The 18,842-nt window shown below is 57.3% G+C and carries 18 protein-coding genes; 3 read left to right on the top strand and 15 right to left on the bottom strand.

Features of this window, described 5'->3' with window-relative positions; all coding sequences use genetic code 11:
* Window positions 1–154: 154 nt before the first annotated feature.
* The 14 genes from QWY84_RS19585 to QWY84_RS19520 all read right to left on the bottom strand — a co-directional run bounded on the left by QWY84_RS19585 (window position 155) and on the right by QWY84_RS19520 (window position 15,469).
* Window positions 155–1,909 (bottom strand): SulP family inorganic anion transporter, encoded by a 1,755-nt coding sequence (locus QWY84_RS19585; RefSeq protein ID WP_290204746.1) that lies wholly within the window; start codon window positions 1,907–1,909, stop codon window positions 155–157.
* A 156-nt stretch (window positions 1,910–2,065) separates the two neighbouring features.
* Entirely contained in the window at window positions 2,066–2,386 is a 321-nt protein-coding gene (locus QWY84_RS19580; RefSeq protein WP_290204745.1) for an EthD family reductase, read from the bottom strand.
* 11 nt (window positions 2,387–2,397) lie between these two features.
* Window positions 2,398–3,873: a pyruvate carboxylase subunit B gene (locus tag QWY84_RS19575; protein WP_290204744.1), complete on the bottom strand. Its 1,476-nt coding sequence runs from the start codon at window positions 3,871–3,873 to the stop codon at window positions 2,398–2,400.
* A gap of 42 nt (window positions 3,874–3,915) precedes the next feature.
* Complete coding sequence (locus QWY84_RS19570) at window positions 3,916–5,253, bottom strand: acetyl-CoA carboxylase biotin carboxylase subunit (protein WP_290204743.1); 1,338 nt, start codon at window positions 5,251–5,253, stop codon at window positions 3,916–3,918.
* A gap of 22 nt (window positions 5,254–5,275) precedes the next feature.
* Window positions 5,276–5,833 carry an acetyl-CoA carboxylase biotin carboxyl carrier protein gene (locus QWY84_RS19565; protein ID WP_290204742.1) on the bottom strand — a complete coding sequence of 186 codons (558 nt, stop codon included), beginning with the start codon at window positions 5,831–5,833 and terminating at the stop codon, window positions 5,276–5,278.
* A 33-nt stretch (window positions 5,834–5,866) separates the two neighbouring features.
* Complete coding sequence (locus QWY84_RS19560; RefSeq protein WP_290204741.1) at window positions 5,867–7,966, bottom strand: acetate--CoA ligase family protein; 2,100 nt, start codon at window positions 7,964–7,966, stop codon at window positions 5,867–5,869.
* 41 nt (window positions 7,967–8,007) lie between these two features.
* Window positions 8,008–9,156 carry an acetyl-CoA acetyltransferase gene (locus QWY84_RS19555; protein WP_290204740.1) on the bottom strand — a complete coding sequence of 383 codons (1,149 nt, stop codon included), beginning with the start codon at window positions 9,154–9,156 and terminating at the stop codon, window positions 8,008–8,010.
* A complete protein-coding gene (locus QWY84_RS19550; RefSeq protein ID WP_290204739.1) occupies window positions 9,153–9,575 on the bottom strand; it encodes a Zn-ribbon domain-containing OB-fold protein in 423 nt (140 codons plus the stop codon). Before QWY84_RS19550 ends, QWY84_RS19555 begins: the two co-directional genes overlap by 4 nt.
* Before the next feature lies 1 nt (window position 9,576).
* Entirely contained in the window at window positions 9,577–10,347 is a 771-nt protein-coding gene (locus QWY84_RS19545) for an ABC transporter permease (RefSeq protein ID WP_290204738.1), read from the bottom strand.
* Window positions 10,348–10,430: 83 nt separating this feature from the next.
* A complete protein-coding gene (locus QWY84_RS19540) occupies window positions 10,431–11,474 on the bottom strand; it encodes an ABC transporter substrate-binding protein (RefSeq protein ID WP_290204737.1) in 1,044 nt (347 codons plus the stop codon).
* On the bottom strand, window positions 11,474–12,298 hold the full coding sequence (locus tag QWY84_RS19535) for an ABC transporter ATP-binding protein (RefSeq protein ID WP_290204736.1): 825 nt from the start codon (window positions 12,296–12,298) through the stop codon (window positions 11,474–11,476). The genes QWY84_RS19540 and QWY84_RS19535 overlap by 1 nt, the downstream gene beginning before the upstream one ends.
* A 78-nt stretch (window positions 12,299–12,376) precedes the next feature.
* A complete protein-coding gene (locus QWY84_RS19530; protein ID WP_290204735.1) occupies window positions 12,377–13,162 on the bottom strand; it encodes an SDR family NAD(P)-dependent oxidoreductase in 786 nt (261 codons plus the stop codon).
* A 184-nt stretch (window positions 13,163–13,346) separates the two neighbouring features.
* Window positions 13,347–14,372, bottom strand: coding sequence for an ABC transporter substrate-binding protein (locus tag QWY84_RS19525; protein ID WP_290204734.1), 1,026 nt, complete (start codon window positions 14,370–14,372; stop codon window positions 13,347–13,349).
* Between the two features lie 116 nt (window positions 14,373–14,488).
* Window positions 14,489–15,469: an ABC transporter substrate-binding protein gene (locus QWY84_RS19520; RefSeq protein ID WP_290204733.1), complete on the bottom strand. Its 981-nt coding sequence runs from the start codon at window positions 15,467–15,469 to the stop codon at window positions 14,489–14,491.
* Between the two features lie 324 nt (window positions 15,470–15,793).
* Between QWY84_RS19520 and QWY84_RS19515 the strand changes: the two genes are divergently transcribed.
* Window positions 15,794–17,029: an aconitase X gene (locus tag QWY84_RS19515; RefSeq protein ID WP_290204732.1), complete on the top strand. Its 1,236-nt coding sequence runs from the start codon at window positions 15,794–15,796 to the stop codon at window positions 17,027–17,029.
* Window positions 17,026–17,445 (top strand): aconitase X swivel domain-containing protein, encoded by a 420-nt coding sequence (locus QWY84_RS19510; protein WP_290204731.1) that lies wholly within the window; start codon window positions 17,026–17,028, stop codon window positions 17,443–17,445. The genes QWY84_RS19515 and QWY84_RS19510 overlap by 4 nt, the downstream gene beginning before the upstream one ends.
* A 195-nt stretch (window positions 17,446–17,640) precedes the next feature.
* Here the strand turns inward: QWY84_RS19510 and QWY84_RS19505 are convergent, their stop codons facing one another.
* Window positions 17,641–17,916, bottom strand: a complete 276-nt coding sequence (locus QWY84_RS19505; protein ID WP_290204730.1) for a DUF4242 domain-containing protein — start codon at window positions 17,914–17,916, stop codon at window positions 17,641–17,643.
* An 81-nt stretch (window positions 17,917–17,997) separates the two neighbouring features.
* Between QWY84_RS19505 and QWY84_RS19500 the strand changes: the two genes are divergently transcribed.
* Entirely contained in the window at window positions 17,998–18,660 is a 663-nt protein-coding gene (locus tag QWY84_RS19500; RefSeq protein WP_290204729.1) for a TetR/AcrR family transcriptional regulator, read from the top strand.
* The last annotated feature ends 182 nt before the right edge of the window (window positions 18,661–18,842 follow it).

Here is an 18,842-nt window from a genome sequence, read left to right as displayed (position 1 = left end):
TACCTCGCGAGTCACAGGGTCGTGACCGTTGTTCTACGCGGGAAGCTTCCAAGTGTCGGCACAGTCCGACGCTCCGACTCCAGCTACGGACATAGGTAGTGCAGGCGAGACAGGCCTAGATGGTGGTAACTAAGGTCTAGACTTAACACGCCACCTACGGCAGATAAGGTGTCGGCTGCCTCGTCACCCGCTCGTCCGTGCTTTCACGAGCACCGTCAATCAACCGACAACAGCGTCTGTCCTCTTGTCGACACTCACTGCACAGCGGAGTCTCCGAAAAAATCGCTCCAATGGCGTCGTCCGGCGAGCCATGGATATATTTCGCGCCAATTGCGTCTCGAAAGACGCGATAACGTAGTAATTCCCCCGCCGGTTCCTTGAAACTACAAAGCCACAATCCGCCACCGAGACTGCGAAAACGCTCTGCCTCCTGTGCGAGCGTCTCCGCGGCCGCAACGTCCACAAAATCGACGCCACTGCCCTCAAGCACCACATGACTGTAGCCAGCCTCGGTCAACTGCCCAAGATGCCCCTGTAGATGGTCTGCCGAACCGAAAAACAGCGGGCCGTCGATGCGCAGAATTTTGACTTGCGGGCACTCCGCCAGACCGCGTTTGGCAGCGTTCCGCAACGGCCGGCCGGGCCGCCCGTGCATTGGCGCCACAGCAACGATGTAGGGCCGGGCGCTACGCTTGAGGAACAGCAATAAAGACAGAAGCACACCCGCGTAAATAGCGAACTCCAGATCCAGCAACAGAGTCGCCAGGAATGTCACGACCAAAATCGCCGTCTCTTCACGGCTTACACTGACAATCTGGCGCAACCGCCCAAGATCTACGAGATTCCAGGCGATGACCAGTACCACGGCAGCCATCGCCGGCATTGGTAGATAGGCCGTCACACCGGGTACGGCAAGCACAACAACAAGCAGGATCGACGCCGCGAAGACCGCAGCGAGCGGGGTACGAGCCCCAGCCTCATAGTTCGCCCCTGTGCGTGTGAAAGACCCGGACGCCGCATAGCAGGAGAACAAGCTGCCGACAATATTGGATAGCCCCTGACCGATGAACTCCTGGTCGCCGTCGATACGCTGGCGGGACCGCATCCCCACGGCCCGGGCAATGGCCACTGCCTCAATCAACGCGATCACCGCAACCGCTAGCGCACCTGAAGCGAGTTCAGGCATTGCCTCCGGCGAGAGCAAATGGAATGACGGCGCCGGGAGCTCGCCGGGAATAGCCCCAACCCGCTCGACACCATAGCGCTCGGCGCCCAAGACAGTGCCCGCAACGCTTCCGACAACCATGGCGATAAGTAACCCCGGCGAACGCGGCCATAGCCAGCGCACAGCCATTGCGGTAATCAGCGTGATCCCACCGATGGCGACCGCCCACGGATTCGTCGCGGGCAAGGCGCTCATCACTGTCGATACGGTCTCGGGGAAGGAAGCGCTGCTGCCGACATCCAGGCCGAGGAAATGACGCAGCTGACTCACGGCGATCACCACCGCCGCACCGGTCGTAAATCCTACCACGACCGTGTGCGAGATAAAGTTCACCAACGTGCCCACTCTTGCCAACCCGAGCATGAACTGGATGGCGCCAGCCATGAAGGTAAGGGTGAGCACGTACGGAACGAACTGCGGGCTATCCGGTGAGACAACGCCGCTGACGACGCTGAACACGACAATTGAGATCGCAGCAGTAGGACCTGAGACCAAGTGTCGCGACGAACCGAACAAGCCAGCGATAACCGGTGGCACGATCGCCGTATACAACCCATACTGCGGCGGTAGCCCGGCTATCAGTGCATAGGCGACGCCTTGGGGCAAAACGATGACCGCTCCCGTGAGCCCAGCCAGAAGGTCCGCCCACAACGTGCGGACCGTGACGCTCGGCAGCCACGCCAAGAACGGCAAGGCTCTCCGAGAAACCATTGGTATGCCTCGCGCCTGGCCCATTCTCCATGACCTGCCGTTGCTACACTTACACAAGCATCCTCGACGCCGCCCAGCGTTCTACCGGTCACATCGGGCTCAGACTGCCCCCTTGGTCGAAGATCCTTCTTACTCTTCGAGAATATGTCTTGTCTCCTTAATCCATGTCCGAATTGCTTTGGCCCCGCTTTTGGCCGTGTGTTCTCGTGCCTCATTCCACTCCACTGACTGATAAGCCTTCATGGCAGACTCCCAGTCGTCGAACTCCAAGTAATCCGTTCCGGCAATTTCAGGCTCTTCACCTCCTTCACCCTTGGCACTTAAATTGATCGTGTAGCCCCGAAGCCCAGGCATTTTCCGGGCCATCGGTGCATGCTCTTCAAGCCACCACCGGTGCTGCTCTTCAAGCGACATACTGTTCCTGAAAAGGATAATCGCAATTTTTACCATGACTCCGCCCTCTAGTCCGCTTGATATGTTACCGTGATTTTCTTTTCTTGATTTTCAAATGAGAATTCGTCGATGTCCGTTTTCGTGACTGCCTCACGCATTAAGAATGTCGTAGCGTTTTTCGGGGTTCTTCGGTAGCCCTCCCAGTTCTTGAGATTCCACTTATCCAGGATTGGCTTCGAATAGAAGATATTCAGAACCAGGTCTTCCTCCGTCTGAAAGGGACCGTTTTTCTTTCGGAACTCCTCGACCATTGGCTCAAGAACTTCTCCAGGACGCTCCTTGATCGGTTCCGCACCGTTTAGGATCTTGTCTTGGATGTTCTCGTCCACGGGCCCAGGTGGCGTCCCGTAGTACCCGAGCAAGTAGTTTCTGACTTCGTCGGGAACCACCTCATACCGCCCTGCAAGCACATTTAGTACCGCGGTGGTACCCACATATTGGGCCATCGGGCTGACAAGAAGGGGATAACCCAGGTCATGGCGAACCCGCTGGACTTCTTCCAATACCTCGGGCAAACGGTCCGCACAGCCTTGATCCTCGAGTTGGCTCCGCAGATTACTGAACATCCCACCTGGCACACCGTGCCGCCGGGTCCCTTCCCCTTCACTTTTAGAAACGGGCTTGCCCTCCGGAAGCCCTCGTTTCTCAGCTAAATAGCGGAGGTAAGCGCTCATGTCTCGGACGGCTTCCATGTCCAAACCGACGTCGAACCCCCTTTCCACCAAGTTGTCGACCAGAAACTCATGCGAAGGATGCGAAAGGCCCCATGCCAGTGGCGGTGCCGCACCGTGATACACATCCGGCCCTTCTTCGCCCATATCCATTGCTGCCTTATGGACCTCCTCCCCGGTGCCAGTCGACGTATGACAATGTAACTGCAATGCTTGGCCATGAAGCACTGATCGCATCTGCCTTAGCAAACCTACGGCGCGCTCCGCGGTTAATAGCCCGCTTGGGTCCTTGAGGGAGACCGCATCCACACCCATCTCAACTAAATCGCGAGTCTTCTCCACGAAGTGTTCGTCGGTGTGATACGGACTGATGGTGTACGTCACGCTTCCAATGACATATAGTCCGTGTTCCTTTGCAATCTTCGCCGAAAATTCCAGATTCCTCATGTCGTTCAGGGGATCAAACAACATGATCGACTTGATGCCGTTACGAGCGAACACTCGAATTGTTAATTCCGCTACATCATCGGGGTATTGCGTCCACCGAAATACGCTCTGACCTCTAGAGTTAAAGTTTAATCTCGAATTCGGCATCAATTCACTGAGTACCCGACAACGCTCGAACGGATCCTCCTGCAAATACATGATACTCGTGTCGATCGCAGCGCCCCCAGTCAAATCAACAACCGTGAACCCCGCTTGATCAATGGTCTTAGCGATAGGAACGATTTCCTCCGTGGACAATCGTGTCGCCCAAAGGCATTGAGCACCGTCCCTTATCGTTATATCCTCAATTTCAACTCTCTTACCCATCTTCGAGTCCTCATACAAAATTCAGTATTGCGTAGTAAATCTTTATCTTCTCTCCAACCATCCAGTATCGATGTCGTCGTTAACGAAATCGGTTGAAGAAACAATTTCAAGAAGGAACTTTGAATTCGTTTTGACGCCCGTTATATCGAACTCCCGAAGAGCTCTTTGCGCTCTAGCAATAGCCTTTTTGCGATTGATGTCGTGCACAATCAGCTTGGCAATCATCGAATCATAAAAAGGAGAAATTTCTGCCCCTGGTCTCATATGGGAATCAAACCGTACGCCCGGACCACCAGGTATTGTCATATTATTAATTCTCCCAGGGCATGGTGCAAAATTCGAATCGGGATCCTCGGCGTTAATTCTCAATTCTAACGCATGTCCCCTTAGCTCATTACTCGCCTGCGCATCCTCGGAAAATCTTCCGTTTGATGCGACTTCGAGCTGTTCCCTGACGAGATCGACACCTGTAATCATCTCCGTTACCGGATGCTCCACCTGAATGCGGGTATTCACCTCGATAAAGAAGTGCTCCGCCGTTTGGGCATCAACAACGAACTCAACCGTTCCTGCCCCGGCGTAATCCAGGTGAGACGCAAGCCGCACGGCGTCCGATGCAATCTCTTCGCGTTTCTCCGGTGAAAAATAGGTCGCCTGTGCCTCCTCCACGACCTTCTGGTGACGCCGCTGCAACGTGCAATCACGCGTTCCGAAGTGGATGACTTCTCCTTCGCCATTGCCCATCACCTGCACCTCTACGTGCCTGATTGAGGGTAAGAACCGCTCCGCATACACCGTCTTGTCACCAAACGAGGACAGCGCTTCTGCCTGTGCATCCTCAAACTGTCCCTTAAGCTCGTCCTCGCTCCAGACAATGCGCATTCCCCGGCCGCCACCGCCTGCGGCCGCCTTGAGCAGGACCGGAAAGCCGGAACGTTGAGCGAGCGCCGCTACGTCATCGAAACTCACCTCCGTTCCCTCGGTTCCGTCCACAATCGGAACTCCTGCCTCCTTGGCAATAAGCCGCCCTTGGACCTTGTCCCCCATTGCCCTGATGATGCTGGCGTCAGGCCCAATGAACGTGAGTCCTTCATCGGAGCATTTCTGCGCGAACTCAGGGTTCTCCGAGAGAAAACCGTATCCGGGATGGATCCCGTCACACCCCGTAGAAAGCGCTATCTGGATAATGGCGTCCATGTTCAAATAGCTGTCGGTAACCCGTGCAGGTCCCACGCATATCGCCCGGTCGGCCAGCTCCACATGAAGAGCGTTCGCGTCTGCCTTGGAGTACACGGCTACCGCTTCGATATTCATCTCGCGACAGGCGCGGATCACGCGGACCGCGATTTCTCCACGGTTAGCGACCAAAACCCGTTTCATGACCGTCCTCCTTGCCCAGAGCTCAGCCGCTCGTGGCCTCTGCCTCGTTCGCCTCCGCGATCCACATGAGAACCGAGCCGAACTCAGCGAGTTCTTCGTTCTCGAGGCAGATTTCGCGCACAATCCCATTGCTGGGTGCGACGATCCGATTCATCAGCTTCATCACTTCAATGATCCCGACCTGCTGCCCCTTCTCAACGAAATCACCCACCTCAACGAACGGTGCTTCGCCCGGGGAGGGAGTTCGATAGAAAACTCCGGCCATGGGGCTTTCCACGGCCGTCCAGCCCTCAGGCGCTTCATCAGCCCGCGTCGCCGCCGCGCCCGTATCACCTGTCCGCCCGGCCGCGCTAGCTCCCTCAGCGGCTGGGGGCTTCTCGCTTGCGGTGGGGGCCGGTTTGACTGCCCGCGTCGGCTCCGGCAACGTCGTGCTCCGTGCTTCGCCCCCTCCCCCAACTCTGATCTTCAGCGAGGCCTCACCAATCTTTAACGTCACCTCTCCTCCACGAGGTACGTCATCCATGATTCTCAGGATTTCCGTGACTTCCCGAAAGGAGAGAACATTATCTGTGTTACTCATAAACATCTCCTGACTATTGGCTCGTCAATTCCGTCATTTTCTGGCAATCGCTAGAGCATCCACGGCAATAACACTGTCTTCATTGATAATCACCGGGTTGATCTCAGGCTCCCCGAGATCTCCAGCGTGATCCAGAGCAAATTGCTGCAGCGCAGAAATAACCGTGATGAGCGAGTCAAATTGATGATGCTGGGATTCGAACTTGCGCACCGCATGCACGCGCCGAACCTTGTCCCGAATCTCGCGGGTCGTGGCTGGCATCGGTATGAGTTGCACATCCCGCTTCTTCTCGACGTCCGTCCCACCGCCGCCACACAGGAGAAAATCCCCCAAGACGGCGTCCCGTACATACCCGCAGATAATCTCGACGCCCGGACGGCTTTTACGCTGCATGACAACGCCGCGGATCTCTGCGCCGCTGACCTTCGAGGCAGCGTCCATGATTTGCCTGTAAGCCGTAATCGCATCGTCCTCGGACTCAACAGTCAGGGCGACACCGCCGATCTCCGCCTTGTGCGCGATATCCGGCGACTGAACCTTCATGACGACCGGTGTGCCGACATCCTTCAGAGCCTGCGACACGTCACCCTCATCGGTGACAAGTCTCTGCTCGGGGACGGCAACACCGTAGGTCCGCAGCATCTCCAGCGTGTCGAACTCTGTGAGCCTCGTTAGCTGCTTGTCCTGGCTCGCATCGTATTGGCCGTCCAGCCGTTCGGGCAGCTCCGTCGGCCGCGCTTCTTTCTCCTTCTCCCGAGCCGTCAGCGTTATGCCAAATGCCGCAACGCGGTCAAGCGCCCGCAGCGCCCGCTCTGGGGAACGAAAGATCGGAACCACTTTTTCATCTAGAATTCTGAAGGCGGGCGCATTCAATTCATCGCGGGACGCCCACACGGTCACGATCGGAACACCAACCTTGCTCTGCGTATCCGCAATGGCTCGTGCGATCGTCTCGCCGACCTCGCCGTGGACCGAGGCAATGCAGGTAACGATCACGTCGACCTCGTTTTCCTCGCATACGGCCCCGACCACCTTTTCGAAGAGATCAGGCTCGTTGAAAATCTGTGCGGTCACGTCAATCGGATTCCGGCTCGTTGCGAATCCGGGTAGAAGTTCCGAGATTTTCCGCTCTGTTTCATCTTTGAAATCAACGAGTTCGACGTTCTCGGCTTCCTCTAGACAGTCCGCGGCGATTACCCCCGCACCGCCTGACACCGACACAATTCCAACGCGCCTCCCGTGCGGAATACACTGCATCTGGGCAAGTTTTAACGTGTCTGAGAGATCTTCAGTGTCATCTACTTCGACAACACCGTACCTTTCGAAGACCGCACGATACCGATCGATATCCCCGGCCATTCGGCCGGTATGAGAGACGACAGCCGTGCCACTTCGCGCTGACTTTCCGGCCTTCCAGGCTATAATCGGCTTGCGGGCCACCAAGGCGCGTTCAGCGACCTGCCGGAAGCGACTGTTGTTCGCCAGGCCTTCCAGATAGGCGAGGATCACATTCGTGTCGGGATCATCGACGAACGCCTCGATCCCGGTTTCGATGTCGATATCCGCTGCGTTCCCCGTATGGAGAAAATGGCTGAACCGGATGCCTCGTTCTTCCAGGATTGTGAGAAGGCCGCCACCAACACCACCGCTTTGCGTCACAAACCCGACCGGACCCGACGCAAACTGATAGTCGAAAAATGCGCCAAACCCTCCATAGAAGTTGTGCGTCATCGAGATGTATCCGACGCAGTTCGGCCCCAGGATTCTGACGCCATACTTCTGAGCGGTCTTGACCAGACGTTCTTGAAGCTCGATCCCGTCTCCACCGGCGTCCGCAAACCCGGAACTTAGGACCACGGCGTACGGGATTCCCTTCTTTCCGCACTCCTCGACGACCCCCTCAACGTTTGGTGCCGGAACAGCAATAAGCGCCACATCGACGTCACCGGGAAGCTCGCTGACCGAGGGAAAACATTCGAGTTCCTGGACAGTGTCCCGGTTCGGGTTGACGGGGAGTACACGCCCCGAGTACCCGTGGTTGAACAATTGCCGAATAGGCTGGCCGCCAATAGCCTTCGGATTGGTTGATGCCCCAACAACGGCAATACTCGACGGTGAAAGTAACCTTCGCATTACGCACTACTCCGAATCATTCTTTGTTTCAAAAAGGGTGCTCAATCGCTCCCGAGAATCACCGTGCAATGACTTGACATCGTTCCCCCGATGCCGTGCGCAAGAGCGATTCGGGCATGGTCAACCTGTCGATCACCCGCCTCGCCGCGCAGTTGCCGGACGTTCTCGAGCAACGTGAAAATCCCGAACATCCCGGGGTGGGTATAGGCCAAACCTCCACCGCTCGTATTCACAGGCAAATCTCCCCCAGGGCTCGCCCGCCCCTCTGCGAAAATCCGAGAGCCGGCGCCTTTGTCACAGAACCCGAGGTCTTCCAGGATCATGATCGGGTTGATGGTGAACGCGTCATAGATCTGAACGACATCGACCTCAGATGGCTCTAAACTGGCCTGCTCGAAGGCCACTCGTCCGGTCCTAATGGCTCCGGTTGAAGCGAGGTCCGGCATATTGATCATGCCTTCGTGTTCCGTCACCTCGCCTGTTCCGAGAACATGTACGGGACGTTGACGAGCAGACCGTGCGCGGTCTCTCGTGGTAATTACCAACGCACCACCGCCATCAGTAATCAGGCAACAATCCTTCGCCCGGAGGGGGCTGGACAGAAGTGGCGACTGCAGAACGTCGTCAACCGTGATGACGGAACGGCGGAACGCATCCGGGTTCAAACTCCCCCACTGACTGGCGGTAACGGCAACATTGGCCAGATCTTCCCGGGTCGTACCGAACTCACTCATGTGCCGTTGCGCCATCAGCGCGTAGGACGTCACGGGGAACATCGGACCGTAGGGCGCCTCCAGCGGCGGAGGAACCGCCACCGCCGGTCGCGTGCCGGATCGCTTGAGTTCCGAGCGCTGGGTACTTCCGTAGACGATCAGCGCGACCTCGCACTGTCCACTCTGCAAAGCGGCAATCGCGTGACGGACATGGGAGAGGTTTGACGCCCCGCCGTGGACGGTGGAGTCAAAATACGTCGGCCGAATACCGAGGTACTCCGACAGCGACAACGTCGGCAGATGCACCTGCGCCGTCGCAGTAAACAATCCGTCGACCTCGTCCTTACCGATTCCCGCATCCTCGAGGGCCCGATGTGCGGCCTGCGCCATGAGGTCAAGGGTACTGAAATCCGGCGTATAGCCCAGGTCCGAAGTCGCCGCGCCAACAATCGCAGCGTCGGTTCTTGCTCCGTTCATGCATCCTCCCGTGGCACGAGCACCGGCAGACTGTCTCCGTTTCTGTCACTTCGGATAACAACCTTCACGGGCAACCCCGTGTAGATGTCCGAGGGATCAACGTCGAACACGCGAGCGTAGAATCGGCTGCCTGTGCCAAGATCCTCAATGTCAGCCAATGCGATCACATAGGGTACTTCCGCTTTCAGCCCTTCATTCGGTGCGCTATGAATGACCGTGTAGGTATAGACAGACCCACGTCCCTGGCTTTCTCTCCAGCCAATATCCTCCGATCCACACGCGGGGCAAAACCGCCTCGGCGGAAGAAATTTCTTTTGACACTTCCGGCATGAAGGAATCGCAAATCGGCCGGAACGAACATAATCCCAATAGACGTCAAGTGGATTTTTTGCCTGATCGGTTGCTACGTCGGTTTCCATATCAGCGCCCGCCCCAATGCACAAGCTTTTTCTCGGCCACACCAATGAGCCCATTCAACGTCATACCGATAATCCCGATGAGGATAATTCCGATGAATACCGTCGGTATGTCGAATAGAAGGGCGGCGTTATTAATCATGTATCCAAGACCCTTCTGGGCACCGACCAGCTCAGCGGCAACCACAACGGCCCAGCTGAGCGCAAGCGCAACGCGGAGCCCGGTAAAGATGGCCGGAAGCGCCGAAGGTACGATAATCCGCATGAATTCCTGAAACTTTGAAAGCCCAAGTGTCGCCGCCGCTCGCCGGTATGCGATGGGTGTTCCTGCAGCTCCTGCCTGAGCGTTAACCACTGAGTAATTGAATGCCGTCACCACGATCAGAACGATCTTCCCTGTCTCGCCCAGCCCCAGATAAAGCACCACCATCGGAATGAAAGCGATCGGAGGAATGGGACGAATAAACGCCATTATTGGTGTAATCACTGCACCAATTATCCGGCTATATCCACCCGCAAGGCCCACGACGATTCCAGCCGTGGCCCCGATGAAAAACCCGATGAGTGTTCTTCCGAGGCTCGCTTGGATCTGGACCAGTAATGCCGTTCCCTGATAGCCGTTCTCCGCCAGGGTCAAAAACTGGCTGAATAGCGCTTGCGGCGCCGGCAATTGCCTTGGTCCAACAACTCCTAGATTCGTCACTAGGTACCAAATGAAAAGTAGTATGGCGATTGCGGTAATCGAAATGACCGGTAACGGAACTCTGCGAAGCATGCTGACGCTCCCCTTCGAAGCAGACCCGCCTGCCGCTCTGCTTGTGTTGCGGGTTCTATCCACTGGTGTTGTTACAGCCATGGCTAATCATTCCTCCCGGCCGCCAACTCGCTTTTGATGTAATCGGCGTCGATGGCACGTAAGATTTCGTCCTCACTGAGGGCCCCATCAAGGACGCCGAGCTCTGCAAATGTCTCGGCAGCCAAAACCAGCTGCGCGACAAGTCCGTCCGCCCCGACCAGTGCGTATCGCGAGTCAGGACTCAACTGTTCTGCAAAAGAGGGGACCCCTTGGAGATACCTATCGAGAACGGCCTCCGCGACCTCCCGGGAGACATTGAGCCGCGACACGATGGCCTGGACGCCAAGGTCCGGATTGCTCTCCAGCGCTTTTCTGGCTTCTGCGTTGACAGCCGCCAGACGATGACCCAGTTCCGGGTTCTCCTCGAGAGCGCCCTTTCGCGCCAACGTCATGTCCGGACATGCCCCGCCGCCAGGTACCCATTCGGGATCGAACCCGACGACCTCGTGACCCTGCGCCTGCAAATCCAGAAGGTAGGGTGACCAAGCCAAGCCAGCGTCGATCGACTCGCTGTGAAACGCGTTTGCGTACAAGGGAGGTGCGATATCGACAGTATCCAGCTCCTTATACGGAATCCCCGCCTTGTCCGCGGCGTGGAAAAGGGAGACGTGAGCGCACGTACCTGTTGGCACGCCGACGGTACCTACCTGGCTCAGGTCTTCTACGGACTGCATGTCCACACCGTCCCGAGCGACCAATCCCTCCGCTTGAGCGGCATCGCCTTCCCAGAAGAGGTAGACGACAGGGATCCCACGTCCAACGGCGAAGATCGACGCGAGTCCCGTCGTCACAACGTCGAGACTTTCACTCTCAAGACCGGCAAGAAGGGGGGCACCCGAGTCGAAATAATGGAAGTTCGGCTTCAGCCCATGCTCCTCGAAGAGCCCTAAATCCTCGGCTACATACAACACCGGATAGACAGAGGTCGGAGCCCCGTAATTGAACTGAATCGGCGCTGTACTATCGGCTCCTGCCGTGCCAGTAAGCGCTAGAAACCCGGTAACGCCGGCTATAGCAAGTGCTTGGGTCCACCGTGTGTTGAGCATCAGGTGGTCCTCCTGTCGCTATTACTTGCGCCAAGCCCAATGGTTCCGATCTCTTCCTGGACGGAGGTCAGCACGCGGTGCTCGATCTCAGTGAACTGGCTATCGGTAAGCGTGTCGATTGTCCTGGGCTTGGCAATGGGAACATCGGCGACGGTCTTGAGCCGCCCCGGACGCTGCGTCATCACGCCGACTCGGTCCGAAATAAACACGGCCTCGGTAACGTCGTGTGTAATGAAGAAAATCGTTGGTCTGAATTCGATCCAAAGCTCGAGGAGGAGCTGCTGCATTAGGAGTCGGGTCTGGTAATCCAGCGCACCAAAAGGCTCATCCATCAGGAGCACGCTCGGGCTACTAATGAGTGCCCGTGCAATCTGGACGCGCTGCTGCATTCCACCGGAAAGTTGATACGGATAGCTCTTCTCAAATCCGGACAGCCCGACGGCATTGAGGAGTTCTCGTGCCTTCGCCATGTACTCGCTCTTGGGCATCCCCCGGCACTTGACGCCCAGAGTGACGTTATCCAGGGCCGTCAGCCAAGGGAACAGGGATTGATGCTGAAACACGACAGCCCGATCCGGCCCGGGATTGGCGATGGGCATTCCATCCAGGGTCAGTGCACCGGCACTCGGGTATTCGAACCCCGCGATCATGTTTAGTGCAGTCGATTTTCCGCACCCTGTCGGCCCTACGATCGAGAATATCTCGGACTCCTCCAACGCAAGAGACAGATCGCCAATTGCCTCAACCGGTTCACCTGATTTCTTGACAGGTGGGTACACCTTCTGGACGTTTTCGAACTCTATTTTCGGGGTACTGTTGCTCATCTCTCCTCCTCGCGAAGCGCCACAATCTACTGCCTAGCGCCTGCATTTATGTTCGGCTCTCCCCCACAACAGCCGGGCTCAACCGCTAATGCGTGAAAGGCCGTCAGCCGCGCTCCATCCACCATCGACTGCGAGATTTGCGGCGGTAACGAATCGCGACGCGTCGGAGGCAAGAAACAGCGCCGGACCGACGAAATCGTCGGGCTCTGCCCACCGCCGCAGCATTGACCGGTTGGCCGTTGCCTCGAACCACTCCGGACGACTTCTTACGTCTTCCGTGAGCCGCGTTGCGACGGGGCTTGGCGATATCAGGTTTACGCGTACGCCGTCCGGCCCGAGCTCTGCGGCGAGAGTTCTGAGCATTTGCAGAACGGCAGCCTTGGTTGCCGCGTACACCCCCGAACCAGGCTCAACAAGCTCCGCCCGGACACTTGAGAACCCGATGATGCTGCCCCGACCCCGCTCAGCCATTGCGCGACCGAAGCCTCGCACCACCCGGAACGTCCCCTTCACGTTGAGGTTGACTTGCTTGTCGAACTCGTCGTCGTTCTGCTCCGTGATCCGCTTACGTACCAGGATGGCCGGGGTAACAACGAGGATCTCGGCGTCTCCATACTCCGTCGTAAGGCGGTCTAGATCCCCATCGGAGAGCACGTCCGCTTTCACCGACTCCGCTTGTCCTCCATCGTTGCGGATCGTGGTCGCTGTCGTTTCTGCGCCATCTGCGTCCACGTCCACGCAGATGGTCCGTGCACCGTTCGCTGCCAGTCCTCTGGCCACCGCGTGCCCGATACCGCCCGCCGCGCCAATGACTACGGCCGCTTTTCCTGAAACGTCATGCAGGTTCTGGTAATCGCTACTCATGGAGTTACTCCGGTTATTGGAGTGTATTGCTTAGGGCTCGCCGATAAGGGAACCTCTTCCTCTGGACTGATCGCCACTACGGACCATCCATGGTCCTCAGCCGGCCTCCACAGGATTGCTTCATCGCCCGAGAGGGGTGGGTGTACAAAGCCAGTCGAGCATCTGCGCATCCCGCGAAGTCCCGCTAGTCATTCGCGTACTCCTGGACATAGCGCGGTTCGACCGCGTCGCTCAGTGTCTCGACGGATAACGTCTCGGAAATAACACCGAGCTCTTCGAAGGTATCGGCGGCAACCTTGAGCTGAGCCACGACCCCCTTCTCTCCTACCAGGGAATAGCGAGAGTCGGCGTCAAGCTGCTGCTCAAACGAGGGAAATTCGTAGAGTTCAAACACCTCCCTCGCCACGTCGTCATTGAGGCTCAACCGCCGTTTAACCGCGTCGAGCGCGAGTGAGGGGTCTTCGGCGATTGCGGCACGCGCCTCGGCGTTGATCCGAACCAGGCGCCTTGCTACCTCCGGGTTCTCTTCAAGGAAAGGCGTTCGCGCCATCGTCATCTCCGGGCACGCACCTCCCTCGGGCATCCACTCGGGGTCGAGTCCAACCAGGTCATGGCCGTCTTGCTTCATGGAGATCAGATAGGGAGACCATGAGACCCCGGCATCCAGGGACGCGCTGTGGAAGGCGTTGGCATACATCGGTGGCGCCACGTTGACCCGGTTCAGGTCGTTGTAGTCGACACCCGCGTGGTCCGCGGCGTGGTACAGGGAGATTTGCGCACAGGTACCGGTGGGCGCCCCGATAGCGTCGATCCGTCCCAGGTCCTCGATGGATTCCATGCCGACTCCGTTGCGAGCGATAATCCCTTCCGCCTGCGCGGCATCACCCTCCCACATGATGTACGTAATCGGAATGCCCTTCCCAATGGCAAATACCGAGGCAAGACCGGTGGTCACCACGTCCAGGCTCTCACTCTCCAATCCCGCAAGCAGTGGCGCGCCTGAGTCGAAGTGATGAAAATTGGGATCCAACCCGTACTTGTCGAAAAGCCCAAGATCTTCCGCGACGTAGAGGGATGCATAGAACCCCGACGGAATCCCGTAATCAAAAGAAACTGTTTCGCCTTCTGATGCCTGGACAACCTGACCAAAGGAGATCTGTGCCACGAGCGTGACTAGGGCGCCTTTCGCAATCGCTGTTTTGATACTCATCGAACCATCTCCTCCTCATTGCCCCGCGCATGGGGCTGATTGTTTTCCTCGACGAGCCTACTGGCAGTAAGGAATCCCCCGTGCACCCCGAAGCGACTCCGCAGTCCCCACCAGGCTCAACACTCACCGTTCAGGAATTGCTCGACATACTCCGGCGTTACCGCATCATCCAGCTTCTCCCTGGAGACCGGCTCAGGAAACACCTCGGCACTATGAAGGGCCTTGCTCGCAGTGTGCAGCTTGTCGACAAGCCCCCCGGGCGCTTCTGTCAAGGACCAGGCGGTTCCATCCTGGATCTGCGACTCGAGCGACGGGATTTCCAGGGTCTCGTAGGTCTCCCGGGCAAGCTTTTCGGAAAGACCCAACACCCGTTGAAGGGCGGTCACCGCGAGCTCCGGATTGGCTTCTGTTGCCTCCAGGGTTAGGGCCTGGGCTTTCACCAGCCGGCACCCCGCTTCCGGATGCTCTTCAAGGAAGGATGGCCGTGCGGCAACATTGGTCGCGCACACCTCACCATTGTAGTCGCGGTCCCAGCTCACCACCGGATATCCCGCTTCCTGCAGCTGCAAACTCCACGGCCCCCAAATGAAGGCAGCGTCGATATCCCCATCCTCGAGCGCTGGCTGCAGGTTTTCAGGGCTGACGTTGCGACGATTCACCTCGTCCATCGACACGCCCGCCGCATCGGCAGCCAGACTTGTCGCGATGTGCGCACACGTCGCCGTCGGCGCACCAATCGCCGACGCTTGTGCAATATCCCGGTACGACTCAATCCCGGTATCGGGGTTCACGATAAACCCTTGCTGACTCGAGGAATTGAGCGGTGTGTAGAGATACGTAAGCGGAATGTCCTGGTGGACCATGAACAACGTTGCAAGCCCCGTCCAGGCCACATCGATGCTCCCGGACTGCATCGCAGCGATCAAGGGAGCACCTGAGGTAAACATATGAAACTCGGGCTTGAATCCGGCTTCCTCAAAGAATCCCTGCTCGCGGGCAACGTATCCAGGCCAGTAGTTGGATATCGGAAGCCCGATACTGACAGGGATCAGCTCGTCATCCTGCGCAGCACTGGTATTAGCGACGCCAGCCGTCATTGTAATCGCGCACACACACAGCCCTGCGGAAACCACACGGCGCCGGAGTACTGATAAGGACGTTCCCATTTCACACCTCCCGTTTCGTCTCGAAGCAGGCATCCTGCCTTAACGCGTCCCCGAACCTACTCGACTCAGTCAGTAGCAGATTGCTGCAACCAACAACATAACCATAGGTCTGCATACCTCTTGTGTCAAATATTGACATACCTATGCATACCTTTCAAACTCCCATCCAAATGAACCACGAGGGTAGGCCCAAGGGCGCGGAGTCGCAGATCACACGTGCTCAGGTCAGTCCTCTCCACATTACGGGGAACGGCAATGAAGCTTTCACGGGAAGAGCAAGAGATACTCAACGGGGATGCCGGCGAGGCGCTTGCCGCGGTCTTCGCGCAGCAGTATCAGGTAGGGCAGTTCTTCGATGCGGATGGTTTCGTGCCCGTCACGAACGCTCACTTCATGGGCGATCCGGAAGTCTTCGGAAGCATGGGACTATCGTTCCTACAAGACCTTGCGCGGGCAGGTCTTGCAACTCGGATCCCTACCACGCGCAACCCCTCATGTGTTGACTTCGAGCATGCCGACTTTCTCAAGCAGGACACTGGGCTCGTTGAGGGCGAGACTCAAGTCCTTGCGCTCTTACGTCAACTCGGCGTACTCACCGCAAACACGTGCATTGGATACCAGACGCACTTTCAACCGACCAAGGGAGAACACGTCGCCTGGGGTGACACAGGGACTGTTGCCTACGCCAATTCCGTCCTCGGAGCACGTACCAATTATGAGTCCGGACCCGCCTCGCTAGCAGCCGGACTAACGGGTCGCACCCCAGCGTACGGCTACCACCTCGACGTAAACCGTCGCGCTAACGTCATCGTCCGCCAAGAGGCGCACCTCGACGACTACGCCGATTGGGGTGCCGTCGGCGCGATCGTCGGTGAACGCTTCCGTAGCTACTGGAATGTCCCAGCATTCTCCATGCCTAATAGCGCGCCCTCCTCGGACAACCTCAAACACTTGGGCGCGAGCCTTGCAAGTTTCGGTTCCATGGCGATGTATCACGTCGTTAATACAACCCCTGAAGCACCGAACATGGAAGCAGCGGTAAATGGTCGCTCTATTCTGGACGAGACGGTGATTACGGAGCGGACACTCGACGACTATTTCGAGTCGCAACAAACCAATGAAAACCCCGATCTCGTCGTCTTTACCGCGCCACAGCTATCCCTTTTCGAGATGAAGAAAATCGCCTCTCTTCTTTCAGGAAAGAAGGTGTCAGAGAACGTACAGCTCATCCTCACTACGAACACGGCCGTTCACTTTGTGGCGGAAGAGCAAGGGATTGCGCAAACCATTCGCGACGCTGGTGGACTAATTCTAAAAGGAACGTGCTGGTACATCATGGACCCCGCCGCCCAGCGAGAACAGTTTGGGTGGAGAAATGTGGTAACGAATTCAGCAAAGCTAGTGAACATTATCAAAGCTCATGGATATCAACCCATTCTCCAAAGGACTGAAGACTGTGTTCATGCAGCCATTACGGGTAGACTAAAATGACTAATGATGCGACGCACACGATCTTCTACATCGCCCAAGCTACAGACTCGCTGATTGAGGCTCCGGCACTTGTGGACCCCTTACCTTTCAGTGCGCGCTATGACCTGAATAGAAAGACCGGTGCGTTTTCCAGACAATCGCATCCACTCTTTGGCAAAAAGATCAATGGCTATATTCTGGTGTCACCAGGGGTTCAGGGTGGCGTAGCCGCAGGGTGGGCTCTACCAGCCATGGCAAACCTCGGCGTTGGATTTTCCGGACTCATCTTCGGTGAAATCAATCCGGTAATGGTGCAGGGTGCTGTTGCCGCCGGTATCCCGATTGCCTCAGGAGTGGACTCCAAGATTTTCGACTCGATTAAAACAGGAGACATACTCCAACTGGACGGGGCTCGCAGAACGATCAAGGTCCTGTAGAGGAGTGCTTTCTTTGCGGATAGCGAATGAAACGCTAATCGAACGTTTCAAGACCGGTGTAGCTCGGCTACACAAGAAGCTGACATTGGGCGAGGCAAGGGCATAGGTCGGGTATGGGTCGGGGCACGACAAGCCAGGTGTGCGCAGTGTGGAGCTACGGCGGGCCTGCCACCGCAGCTCCATCTTTGATCGCAGCTACTCTGCAGTGGAAGGGTCGGTTACGGCCTGGACTCGGGCGATCCGGTTCGCTGGGATATCCAGGCAGCGGGCATGCTCATGGATTATGTCTTCGTTGGCCGCAATGTATACGCAGTAGATCTTGTCATCGCAAATGTAGCTGTTGAGCCACTGCAGCTCCCTCGGGCCGAGCTCGTCGCGTACGGCATTGGATGCACGCGATGCCTCCCGGAGTTGTTCCGCGCTCATCTCGCCCACCCCGGGGATTTCGCGTTCAATCACGTACTTCGGCATGACTACCTCCCGTTTGCCTCATTTGCATACCGGTAGTATGTTGTATAGATACTGACGGTATGTATGTCAAGGAGACGACGGATGGCAACGGTTTCGAGAAAAGCAGAGCAGGGGCGAGTGACTCGTGATGCGCTCATCGTGGCGGCGCGCAAGCAGTTCGCCAGACAGGGCTATGCCAATGCGTCCGTCGACGACATCGTGCGTCTGGCCGAGGTCACCAAAGGCGCGTTCTACCACCACTTCGCGGGGAAGGAGGATTTGTTCCTGCGGGTGTTCGAGAACGTCAAGAAGGAACTCAGCCGCGGTGCGTTCATCACCCACGCCGAGCACAAGCCGTTCTCCCCGGACGATAGCCATGCGCTGCACCTGGAGCGCTTTACCGCGCAAACGAACGCGAAGGTCTGGGCTGAGCTGAGGTCACGCTGCCGGCGGTACATCGAGCTCCACAGTGACGCGTCCATTCGTCAGATCGTGCTGGTTGATGCCCGCTGGGTCCTTTCCTGGGAGGATTGGCAGCGCGTCGAAAGCGAGTACGGCGTGACGTTGCTGCGCGCCGACCTCCGGCGCGCCATGCAGCGGGGCATCATCAAGCCTCTTCCCTTGGCAATGCTCGCCGGGGTTATCGCCGGCGCGCTCAATGAGGCCTGCTTACTTGTTGCGAATGCGGCGGATTCGAATGAGGCGCTGGACGAGGCCATGAGCGTCATCGAGCCGATGCTCAACGGTTTACTCGTTGACGGATAACTGATCGTCTGGATAGGCGTTTCCAATCCAAGCACACCATCGCCTGTCCTTTCGTTCCTGGTAGTCAGTATCGTCCAGTGCAATTTCGAGGTTGTGTTGATCCTAATTCTGGCCTCTGATCTTGGAAGCGGACGCTTGACTCGCATGGCCGGACGTCTGGTGAGGGCCGATACCACCCAGTC

The organism is Aquisalimonas lutea (assembly GCF_030409225.1).
In the GTDB taxonomy this organism is placed as follows: Bacteria; Pseudomonadota; Gammaproteobacteria; order Nitrococcales; family Aquisalimonadaceae; genus Aquisalimonas; species Aquisalimonas lutea.
This window is presented reverse-complemented; position numbering and strand designations above follow the sequence as displayed.

Bases quoted from the DNA above. Each gene is read 5' to 3' on its own strand.
- QWY84_RS19530 (WP_290204735.1), bottom strand. From the start codon at position 13,162: ATGAGTAGCGATTACCAGAACCTGCATGACGTTTCAGGAAAAGCGGCC.
- QWY84_RS19560 (WP_290204741.1), bottom strand. From the start codon at position 7,966: ATGCGAAGGTTACTTTCACCGTCGAGTATTGCCGTTGTTGGGGCATCA.
- QWY84_RS19525 (WP_290204734.1), bottom strand. From the start codon at position 14,372: ATGAGTATCAAAACAGCGATTGCGAAAGGCGCCCTAGTCACGCTCGTG.
- QWY84_RS19570 (WP_290204743.1), bottom strand. From the start codon at position 5,253: ATGAAACGGGTTTTGGTCGCTAACCGTGGAGAAATCGCGGTCCGCGTG.
- QWY84_RS19555 (WP_290204740.1), bottom strand. From the start codon at position 9,156: ATGAACGGAGCAAGAACCGACGCTGCGATTGTTGGCGCGGCGACTTCG.
- QWY84_RS19545 (WP_290204738.1), bottom strand. From the start codon at position 10,347: ATGCTTCGCAGAGTTCCGTTACCGGTCATTTCGATTACCGCAATCGCC.
- QWY84_RS19550 (WP_290204739.1), bottom strand. From the start codon at position 9,575: ATGGAAACCGACGTAGCAACCGATCAGGCAAAAAATCCACTTGACGTC.
- QWY84_RS19505 (WP_290204730.1), bottom strand. From the start codon at position 17,916: ATGCCGAAGTACGTGATTGAACGCGAAATCCCCGGGGTGGGCGAGATG.
- QWY84_RS19580 (WP_290204745.1), bottom strand. From the start codon at position 2,386: ATGGTAAAAATTGCGATTATCCTTTTCAGGAACAGTATGTCGCTTGAA.
- QWY84_RS19535 (WP_290204736.1), bottom strand. From the start codon at position 12,298: ATGAGCAACAGTACCCCGAAAATAGAGTTCGAAAACGTCCAGAAGGTG.
- QWY84_RS19575 (WP_290204744.1), bottom strand. From the start codon at position 3,873: ATGGGTAAGAGAGTTGAAATTGAGGATATAACGATAAGGGACGGTGCT.
- QWY84_RS19540 (WP_290204737.1), bottom strand. From the start codon at position 11,474: ATGCTCAACACACGGTGGACCCAAGCACTTGCTATAGCCGGCGTTACC.
- QWY84_RS19520 (WP_290204733.1), bottom strand. From the start codon at position 15,469: ATGACGGCTGGCGTCGCTAATACCAGTGCTGCGCAGGATGACGAGCTG.
- QWY84_RS19500 (WP_290204729.1), top strand. From the start codon at position 17,998: ATGGCAACGGTTTCGAGAAAAGCAGAGCAGGGGCGAGTGACTCGTGAT.
- QWY84_RS19565 (WP_290204742.1), bottom strand. From the start codon at position 5,833: ATGAGTAACACAGATAATGTTCTCTCCTTTCGGGAAGTCACGGAAATC.
- QWY84_RS19510 (WP_290204731.1), top strand. From the start codon at position 17,026: ATGACTAATGATGCGACGCACACGATCTTCTACATCGCCCAAGCTACA.
- QWY84_RS19515 (WP_290204732.1), top strand. From the start codon at position 15,794: ATGAAGCTTTCACGGGAAGAGCAAGAGATACTCAACGGGGATGCCGGC.